This window comes from Achromobacter sp. D7-1 (genome assembly GCF_059760445.1).
In genome coordinates, this window is sequence record NZ_JCBAMT010000054.1 from 38,325 (window position 1) to 47,390 (window position 9,066).

Here is a 9,066-nt window from a genome sequence, read left to right on the forward strand (position 1 = left end):
CTATAGAACAAAGCCTTACACCGTGTCTTTCAAGCCTGTCGTCGCCCTGGTCGGCCGTCCCAACGTTGGGAAGTCGACCCTATTCAACCGCCTGACGCGATCGCGCGCCGCGCTGGTGGCCGATTATTCCGGCCTGACCCGCGATCGCCATTACGGCGAGGGCAGGGTAGGCGAGATCCCCTTCATCGTCATCGATACCGGTGGTTTCGAACCCGTCGCCAAGGACGGCATCCTGCTGGAGATGGCTCGCCAGACCCGGCAAGCCATCGCCGAGGCCGACGTCGTGGTGTTCCTGGTGGATGCCCGCGCGGGCATCAATGCCCATGACCACGAAATCGCCCAGCTGCTGCGCAAATCCGGCCAGCAGCGCGTGCTGCTGGCGGTGAACAAGGCGGAAGGCATGGGCGCCGGCTCGGCCATCTCCGAATTCCATGAACTCGGATTGGGCCAGCCCTATCCCATCTCGGCTGCGCACGGCGACGGTATCGTCGACCTGATCGAACTGGCCCTGCAGGACCTGGCCGAGCCGCCCGCGGAAGAAGAGTCGCCCGAAGAGGGCGAGCACGACCACCGCATCAAGCTGGCCATCGTCGGCCGTCCCAACGTGGGCAAGTCCACGCTCATCAACACCTTGATGGGCGAAGAGCGCGTGATCGCGTTCGACATGCCGGGCACGACCCGCGACGCCATCGAAATCGACTTCGAGCGCGATGGCCGTCGCTATACGCTGATCGACACCGCAGGCCTGCGCAAGCGCGGCAAGGTGTTCGAGGCGGTCGAAAAGTTCTCCGTCATCAAGACGCTGCAGGCCATCGAGGCCAGCAACGTCGTGCTGCTGATGCTGGACGCGCAAACCGAAATCTCCGAGCAGGACGCCCACATTGCCGGCTTCGTGCTGGAAACGGGGCGCGCCGTGGTCGTGGCCATCAACAAGTGGGATGGCCTGGACGGCGAAGCCAAGGAACGCATCGAACGCGAGTTCCAGCGCAAGCTGCGTTTCCTGTCTTTCGCGCGCATGCATACCATTTCGGCCCTGCGCGGGCAGGGCGTGAAGCCCCTGCTCAAGTCCATCAACGCGGCGCATGCTGCGGCGTTCGCCAAGCTGTCCACGCCCAAGCTGACGCGCGAGCTGCAGACCGCGGTCGAGCAGCAGCAGCCGCCCCGCAAGGGCATATTCCGTCCGAAGATGCGCTATGCGCACCAGGGCGGGCAGAACCCGCCGCTGGTCGTCATCCACGGCAACGCGCTGGACGCTATTCCGGATTCCTACCGCCGCTATCTGGAAACGCGCTTCCGCAATGCGTTCGACCTGGCCGGCACGCCGCTGCGCATCGAATTCAAGTCTTCGCACAACCCCTACGCGCAGGAAAACTGATCCATGAGCCGCTTCTGGAGTCCCGTGGTCGGGACGCTCAGTCCGTATGTGCCGGGCGAGCAGCCCAAGCTTCAGAATCTGGTCAAGTTGAACACCAACGAGCATCCCTACGGCCCGTCGCCCAGGGTGCTCGACGCGATCCGCTCGGCCTGCGATGACACGCTGAAGCTCTATCCGGACCCTGCGTCCGACCGTCTGCGGCAGACCATCGCCGGCACGGTCGGCGTGCAGCCCGGCCAGGTCTTCGTGGGCAACGGCTCCGACGAGGTGCTGGCGCATGTGTTCCTGGCGTTGTTGAAGCATGAGCGTCCGTTGCGCTTTCCGGACATCACCTACAGCTTCTATCCGGTCTACTGCGGCCTGTACGGCATCCAGTACGAAACGGTGCCGCTGACGTCCGACTTCCGGATCGACGTCGAGGACTATCTGCCAGGCCGCAATGGGCAGGCAGGCGCCATCATCTTCCCGAATCCCAATGCCCCCACCGGCCGCGCCCTCGGCGTGGCGGAAGTCGAACGCATCGTCGCCGGCAACCCCGACGCGGTCGTCGTGGTGGATGAGGCCTATGTGGATTTTGGCGGAGAGTCCGTCATTCCTTTGGTGGACCGCTACGACAATCTGCTGGTCGTGCAAACGCTGTCCAAGTCGCGTTCGCTGGCAGGCTTGCGCGTCGGTTTCGCAGTGGGCAGCGCCGAGCTCATCGATGGACTTGAGCGTGTAAAGAACAGTTTCAACTCCTATCCCATCGATCGCCTCGCATCGGCGGGCGCGGTGGCGGCCATGGAAGACGTGGAGTACTTTGAGCAAACGCGCCAGGCCGTGATCGAAACCCGGTCGCGGATGACGGCGGCTCTGGAATCGCTGGGCTTCGAGGTGCTGCCTTCGGCCGCGAATTTCGTGTTCGCACGGCACCCCTCCAAGGACGCTGCGGATCTGGCTGCCGCCTTGCGCGAACGCAGCATCATCGTGCGCCATTTCCGCCAGGAACGCATCGACCAGTTTTTGCGCATTACCGTGGGCACCGACGAGCAGTGCGAACTGCTGCTGAAGGCGCTTGCGGAGGTCTTGCAGGCTTGAGCGGCGGCAGCTTTCCAATCGGAAAACTCTGGTGTCACTTTTGCTTCCCGGCCAAGTAGCACGGGCCGGGAAAACCCTGTAGAGTACAAGTTTCGGCGTATGCCACCAGTACAGAAGTACGCCACCACTCAATAACAAACAAATGGAGCCTGGCCAATGAGCAATAAAGGGCAAACTCTGCAAGATCCGTTCCTGAACACGCTGCGCAAGGACCATGTGCCCGTGTCGATCTACCTGGTGAACGGCATCAAGCTTCAAGGGCAAATCGAATCCTTCGACCAGTACGTGGTGCTGCTGCGCAATACGGTCACGCAAATGGTCTACAAGCATGCCATTTCGACCGTCGTTCCCGCGCGTGCCGTGAATTTTCAGGTGGAAGTCCCTGCTGAGTAATCTCGCTCCAGCTTTACCTTTTATTGCCCGCCGGACGGTACTCGTCGGCGGGCATTTTCGCTTTGGCTCCAATATGGTGCATGTATGCGCGCTCTGATTATCAGCGTGGATCTGGGAGATCCGGACTTCGCGGCCCATGCCGAGGAATTCGCCATGCTGGCCAAGGGCGCTGGCGCGGAAGTCGTCGGCACCTTGACGGCTCGGCGCGACCGGCCCGACGCCAAATTCTTTATCGGTTCAGGCAAGGCCGATGAGGGCGTGGGGATGGCCCAGGCCTTGCTGGCCGACATCGTCCTTTTCGACCAGCCGCTGTCCCCCGCCCAGCAACGCAACCTGGAACGCGCGTTCAATCTGCGCGTGGTGGACCGGGTTGCCCTCATCCTCGACATCTTCGCGCTGCGCGCGAAGAGCCACGAAGGCAAGCTCCAGGTCGAACTGGCGCAACTGCAGCATCTGGCCACACGCCTGACCCGCATGTGGAGCCACCTGGAACGGCAGCGCGGCGGTATCGGCATGCGTGGGCCAGGTGAGGCCCAGCTCGAAATGGACCGACGCATCATCGGCGCCAAGGTCAAGGTACTGCGGGAGCGGCTGGACCGGGTCGAACGCCAGCGCGTGACCCAGCGTCGGGCGCGCGCCCGTGGCGGCGCGTTGTCGGTGTCGCTGGTCGGCTACACCAACGCCGGCAAGTCCACCTTGTTCAATGCCCTGACGCGCGCCGACAGCTACGCCGCTGACCAGCTGTTCGCCACCCTGGATACGACCACGCGCCGCATCTGGATCGAAGGGGCGGGTTCGGTGGTGGTGTCCGACACGGTCGGATTCATCCGCGACCTGCCTCACGGCCTGATCGCGGCATTCCGCGCCACCCTGGAAGAAACCGTGCACGCCGATCTGCTGCTGCATGTGGTCGATGCCGCCAGCCCGCAGCGCGACGAGCAGATTTTCGAGGTGAACAAGGTCCTGGCCGAAATCGGCGCGGCCTCGATTCCCACCATTCTGGTCTACAACAAGATAGATCTGGCCGGACTGGAGCCAAGGGTGGAACGCGATGCACATGGTACGATTGCGCGAGTATTTGTAAGCGCCACCGAGCGCGCCGGTTTGGATGCGTTGCGCGGGGCAATTGCGGAAACCGGACAGATTGTGGGAAACAATGCCGCGAATTATCAAACTCTTCAATCTGAATGACCCCGGCTGGGGTCGTGGGAACAACAATGGCTCCGAGCCGCCGCCCAAGCGGCCTCAAGGCAGCGGAGACGGCCCTCCCGACCTGGACGAGGTCTGGCGCGATTTCAACAATCGCATCGGATCGCTGTTCGGGCGCAAGGGCGGGGGCGGCAATAACCGCCCTGGCAACCGTGGCGGCATGACGCCGCCATCGCCGCGTGGTGCGCGCATCGGCCTGGGGGTGATCGCCCTGGTCGCGGCCGGCATCTGGCTGGCCAGCGGTTTCTACATCGTGCAAGAAGGCCAGGTCGCGGTTGTGACACAGTTCGGCAAGTACAAGTCGACGTCGCAAGCCGGTTTCCAATGGCGCATGCCGTATCCCATCCAGAGCCACGAAATGGTCAACGTGTCGCAGCTGCGTACGTTCGAGGTCGGCTTCCGCGGCGGCGCGCGCAACAAGGTCTTGCCCGAAGCGCTGATGCTCACGACGGACGAGAACATCGTCGATATGCAGTTCGTCGTCCAGTACCGCCTGCGTGCCGACGGCGCGCCCGACTACCTCTTCATGACGCGCGACCCCGATGAATCGGTCCGGCAGGCGTCGGAGACGGCCATGCGTGAAGTCGTGGGCAAGCAGTCGATGGACTTCGTGCTCTACGAGGGCCGCACCACGGTCGCCACGCAGGTGCAGACCCTGATGCAGCAGATTCTGGACCGCTACCAGACCGGCGTGCAGGTCAGCACCGTCGCCATCCAGAACGTGCAGCCGCCCGAACAGGTGCAGGCCGCGTTCGACGACGCCGTCAAGGCAGGCCAGGACCGCGAGCGCCAGATCAACGAAGGCCAGGCCTACGCCAACCAGGTCGTGCCGCTGGCCAGTGGCCAGGCGTCCCGCATGACCGAACAGGCTGAAGGCTACAAGGCCAAGGTCGTCGGCGATGCCCAGGGTAATACCTCGCGCTTCACCAGCATCCTCGGTGAATACGAGAAGTCGCCGGCGGTCATGCGCCAGCGCATGTATCTGGAAAGCATGCAGGAGATCTTCACGCGCGCCAGCAAGGTCATGGTCGACACCAAGAGCAACAACAACATGTTGTATCTGCCCCTCGACAAGATCATGCATCTGGCCGCTCAGGACGCCAGCAAGTCCGGTGTCGCCGGTTCGGGTTCGCCCACGCTCGCCAGCCCGCCCGCCCAGTCGCCGGCGCGCGGCAGCGCCGCGCCGGTGCCTCAGTCTTCCGGCAGCAGCAATAGCAACACGCTGCCCCGCGACCGTACGTCGCGCTAACCCGGAGGAGTCCTGATCATGCAACGTCTCATGCCTATCCTGGTCGGCCTGCTCATCGTGCTGGCCGCCCTTTCTTCCTGCGTCTTCGTCGTGCGCGAGCGCGACTACGCCCTGGTGTTCTCGCTGGGTGAAGTGCGCAAGACCATCAACGAACCCGGCCTTTACTTCAAGGCGCCGCCTCCGTTCCAGAATGTCGTGACGCTCGACAAGCGCATTCTGACCATCGAAACCAACGAAGCCGAACGCATCCAGACTTCCGAAAAGAAGAACCTGCTGATCGATTCGTACGTCAAGTGGCGCATTGCGGATCCGCGCCAGTACTACGTGTCCACCGGCGGCAATGAGCGCGTGGCGCAGGAGCGCCTGCAGGCGCTGATCCGCGACGCACTGAACGCCTCGGTCAACGTGCGTACGGTGCGCGACGTGGTTTCGACCGAACGCGACAAGATCATGGCCGAGATCCTGACCAACGTCGCCAAGCGCGCCGAGCCCTTGGGCGTGCAGATCGTCGATGTGCGCCTGCGCCGCATCGAGTTCGCGCCGGAGATTTCGGAATCGGTGTATCGCCGCATGGAAGCGGAGCGTACGCGCGTCGCCAACGAGCTGCGTTCCATCGGTGCCGCCGAAGGCGAAAAGATCCGCGCCGAAGCCGACCGCCAGCGTGAAGTGATCGTGGCCCAGGCCTACGCCAAGGCCCAGGGCATCATGGGCGAGGGCGACGCTGCGGCTGCTGCGATCTATTCGCAGGCCTATGGCAAGAACCCGCAGTTCTACACGTACTACAAGAGCCTGGAAGCCTACCGCGCTTCGTTCTCGAAGCCGGGTGACGTGCTGGTCGTTGACCCTAGCTCCAGCTTCTTCCAGTTCATGAAGGATCCCACCGGCGACGCGCTGGCGCCGGTCACCGTGCCGGCCAAGTGATGCGGCTGCGGTAACGCGGAACGAAAAGCCCCTTGGATTTCCAAGGGGCTTTTTGCTGGCGGTTGGGGCGGTTGGCTCGTCGTTGTGCAATAAGGGACGGTTGCCTACCCAGGGCAGGTCCGGGTGGCGCTCGCCGCTGAACCATGTACAATACCCCGTAAGCTAGAAAACATTCCGCAGCGGCTGAGCGGGCTTACGCCCCCTCAGCCGCTTTTTCGTTTGGGCGACGCCCACGCATCATTTGGCGTTATTCAGGTAAACATTCATGGGTAACTGGTTGCTGCCCGAGAGCCTTGCCGACGTACTTCCGGCAGAGGCCCGGCGCATCGAGGAATTGCGCCGCGAACTTCTCGATCTGTATCGCACTTACGGTTTCGAGCTGGTCGCGCCGCCCCTGGTCGAATACATTGATTCATTGCTGTCCGGCACCGGCAGCGATCTGGATCTGCGCACCTGTAAGCTGGTCGACCAACTGTCTGGTCGCACGCTGGGCGTGCGCGCCGACATGACTCCTCAGGTCACGCGCATCGACGCGCACTTGTTGAACCGCGCCGGCGTTACCCGTCTGTGCTATTGCGGCAACGTACTGCATGCCCGCCCGGCGGACCTGCTGTCCAGCCGCGAGTTGCTGCAGATCGGCGCCGAGATCTACGGCCATGCCGGCTTCGAGGCCGACCTGGAGATCATCCAGCTGGTGCTGGAAACGGTGGCGATCGCCGGCGTGCGCAACCCGCGTCTGGATCTGTGCCATCCGGGCGTGCTGCGCGCGCTCCTTGAATCCGATCCGGCGGCCGCGGCCCTGTCGCAGGACGTCATCCTGCTGATGCGCGAGAAGGACGTCCCGGGGTTGGGCGAATTGGCTGAGCGGGCTCCCGGCCTGCGTGCAGAGACCCTGAAGGCCCTGCAATTGCTGCCCAAGCTGTACGGCGGGCCGGAAGTGCTGAAGGAAGCGCGCCGCGAACTGCCCTTGTTGCCGGGCGTGGTGGCGGCTCTGGACGCGCTGCAGTTGGTGGTGGACGCCATGCCCAATGTGGCTTTCGGCGTGGACTTGGCCGACGTGGGTGGCTATGGCTACCATTCCGGCGTGAAGTTCGCGCTGTATGCCGAAGGCTGGCGCGATGCGCTGGTCAGCGGCGGCCGTTATGACGATGTCAGCCGTGCGTTTGGCCGGGCCCGTCCCGCCACCGGCTTCAGTCTTGATTTACGCAAGCTGGCGGCGGGTTTGCCGCCGGCGGAAAGGGCGCGTGCGGTTCGCGCGCCTTGGGGGCAAGCCCCCGCCCTGACCGAGGCGGTGCGCCGCCTGCGCCGGTCGGGGGAAATTGTCGTTCAGGTATTGCCCGGTCACGAGCAGGATCAGGACGAATTCGTTTGCGATCGCGAGCTGGCGCTGCAGGATGGCGCCTGGACGGTCAGAACGCTGTGACTAACTCCCTCTCGGCAACGAGAGGGCCCGCGGGGAGATTTCCGGATTTCCCGAGAAACTCGATATTGATTCGTAACATGAGCAAGAACGTAGTCGTAATCGGCACCCAGTGGGGTGACGAGGGCAAGGGCAAGATCGTCGACTGGCTGGCGGAATCCGTCCAGGGCGTGGTCCGCTTCCAAGGCGGTCACAATGCCGGCCATACGCTGTGGATCAACGGCAAGAAGACGATTCTTCGCCTGATCCCGTCGGGCATCATGCATCCCGGCGTCACCTGCTTCATCGGCAACGGCGTCGTGCTGTCCCCCGAAGCCCTGCTCAAGGAAATCGAAGAGCTTGAGGCCGCCGGTCTGGACGTGCGTTCGCGCCTGCAGATTTCCGAAATCTGCCCGCTGATCCTGCCGTACCACGTTGCCATCGACAAGGCGCGCGAAGCGCGCAAGGGCGACGGCAAGATCGGCACGACCGGTCGCGGCATCGGCCCTGCGTACGAAGACAAGGTCGCCCGCCGCGCGCTGCGCGTGCAGGACCTGTTCAATCCCGCGCTGTTCGACGAAAAGCTCGCCGAGGTGCTGGATTACCACAACTTCGTGCTGACCAAGTACCTGGGCGCCGAGGCGGTTTCCGCCAATGAAGTGCGCGACCAGGCCATGGCGCTGGCTCCGGCCATCGCCCCGATGGTCAAGGACGTGTCGAGCAATCTGTACGCCATGCAACAGGAAGGCAAGCGCCTGCTGTTCGAAGGCGCGCAGGGCGCTTTGCTGGACGTGGACCACGGCACCTATCCCTTCGTCACCAGCAGCAACTGCGTTGCTGGCGCGGCCTCGGCCGGCGCAGGCGTCGGTCCGCAGCAGCTGGATTACGTCCTGGGTATCACCAAGGCCTACACGACCCGCGTCGGTTCGGGTCCGTTCCCCACGGAACTGGTCGATGAGATCGGTACCCGCCTGGCCACGATCGGCAAGGAATTCGGTTCCGTTACGGGCCGTCCGCGTCGTTGCGGCTGGTTCGACGGCGCGGCGCTCAAGCGCTCGGTCCGCCTGAACGGCATCACCGGCCTGTGCATCACCAAGCTGGACGTGCTGGACGGCCTGGAAACCATCCAGCTGGGCGTCGGCTACCGCGTCAACGGCGAGTTCCGCGATGTGCTGCCTTACGGCGCGCATGCCGTGGCGCAGGCGCAACCGGTGCTGGAAGAACTGCCGGGCTGGAGCGAATCCACCGTCGGCATCACCGAGTACGACAAGCTGCCCGAGGCGGCCCGTCGCTACCTGGAGCGCGTGGCCGAAGTCTGCGGCGTCCCGATAGATCTGGTGTCGACCGGTCCCGACCGCAACGAAACCATTGTGCTGCGTCATCCCCTGAAGGGCTGACATCGGGTTATTATTCGCAAGGCCGCCGCCGGTCTCATACCGGCGG

8 protein-coding genes are annotated in these 9,066 nt (G+C 63.8%); all 8 read left to right on the forward strand.

The features are described from left to right. Nucleotides 1–22: 22 nt before the first annotated feature. The 8 genes from der (at nucleotide 23) to AC6LKD_RS21425 (ending at nucleotide 9,020) form a co-directional block, all read left to right on the forward strand. Complete coding sequence (gene der / locus AC6LKD_RS21390; protein WP_013392829.1) at nucleotides 23–1,375, forward strand: ribosome biogenesis GTPase Der; 1,353 nt, start codon at nucleotides 23–25, stop codon at nucleotides 1,373–1,375. Between the two features lie 3 nt (nucleotides 1,376–1,378). Further along, nucleotides 1,379–2,452: a histidinol-phosphate transaminase gene (gene hisC, locus AC6LKD_RS21395; protein ID WP_498117384.1), complete on the forward strand. Its 1,074-nt coding sequence runs from the start codon at nucleotides 1,379–1,381 to the stop codon at nucleotides 2,450–2,452. Nucleotides 2,453–2,608: 156 nt separating this feature from the next. After that, nucleotides 2,609–2,845, forward strand: coding sequence for an RNA chaperone Hfq (hfq, locus tag AC6LKD_RS21400; RefSeq protein WP_006218585.1), 237 nt, complete (start codon nucleotides 2,609–2,611; stop codon nucleotides 2,843–2,845). An 84-nt stretch (nucleotides 2,846–2,929) separates the two neighbouring features. Further along, nucleotides 2,930–4,036: a GTPase HflX gene (gene hflX / locus AC6LKD_RS21405; RefSeq protein WP_498117385.1), complete on the forward strand. Its 1,107-nt coding sequence runs from the start codon at nucleotides 2,930–2,932 to the stop codon at nucleotides 4,034–4,036. Beyond that, nucleotides 4,002–5,303, forward strand: coding sequence for an FtsH protease activity modulator HflK (hflK, locus tag AC6LKD_RS21410; protein ID WP_207471239.1), 1,302 nt, complete (start codon nucleotides 4,002–4,004; stop codon nucleotides 5,301–5,303). The genes hflX and hflK overlap by 35 nt, the downstream gene beginning before the upstream one ends. Nucleotides 5,304–5,321: 18 nt before the next feature. After that, nucleotides 5,322–6,224 carry a protease modulator HflC gene (gene hflC / locus AC6LKD_RS21415; protein ID WP_013392833.1) on the forward strand — a complete coding sequence of 301 codons (903 nt, stop codon included), beginning with the start codon at nucleotides 5,322–5,324 and terminating at the stop codon, nucleotides 6,222–6,224. Nucleotides 6,225–6,489: 265 nt separating this feature from the next. Next, nucleotides 6,490–7,647, forward strand: a complete 1,158-nt coding sequence (locus AC6LKD_RS21420) for an ATP phosphoribosyltransferase regulatory subunit (RefSeq protein WP_088139594.1) — start codon at nucleotides 6,490–6,492, stop codon at nucleotides 7,645–7,647. Nucleotides 7,648–7,724: 77 nt separating this feature from the next. Further along, nucleotides 7,725–9,020 (forward strand): adenylosuccinate synthase, encoded by a 1,296-nt coding sequence (locus AC6LKD_RS21425; RefSeq protein ID WP_013392835.1) that lies wholly within the window; start codon nucleotides 7,725–7,727, stop codon nucleotides 9,018–9,020. The last annotated feature ends 46 nt before the right edge of the window (nucleotides 9,021–9,066 follow it).

Coding starts and splice junctions, on each gene's coding strand:
- hflK (WP_207471239.1), top strand. CDS start 4,002: ATGCCGCGAATTATCAAACTCTTCAATCTGAATGACCCCGGCTGGGGT.
- hflC (WP_013392833.1), top strand. CDS start 5,322: ATGCAACGTCTCATGCCTATCCTGGTCGGCCTGCTCATCGTGCTGGCC.
- AC6LKD_RS21425 (WP_013392835.1), top strand. CDS start 7,725: ATGAGCAAGAACGTAGTCGTAATCGGCACCCAGTGGGGTGACGAGGGC.
- hfq (WP_006218585.1), top strand. CDS start 2,609: ATGAGCAATAAAGGGCAAACTCTGCAAGATCCGTTCCTGAACACGCTG.
- hisC (WP_498117384.1), top strand. CDS start 1,379: ATGAGCCGCTTCTGGAGTCCCGTGGTCGGGACGCTCAGTCCGTATGTG.
- hflX (WP_498117385.1), top strand. CDS start 2,930: ATGCGCGCTCTGATTATCAGCGTGGATCTGGGAGATCCGGACTTCGCG.
- AC6LKD_RS21420 (WP_088139594.1), top strand. CDS start 6,490: ATGGGTAACTGGTTGCTGCCCGAGAGCCTTGCCGACGTACTTCCGGCA.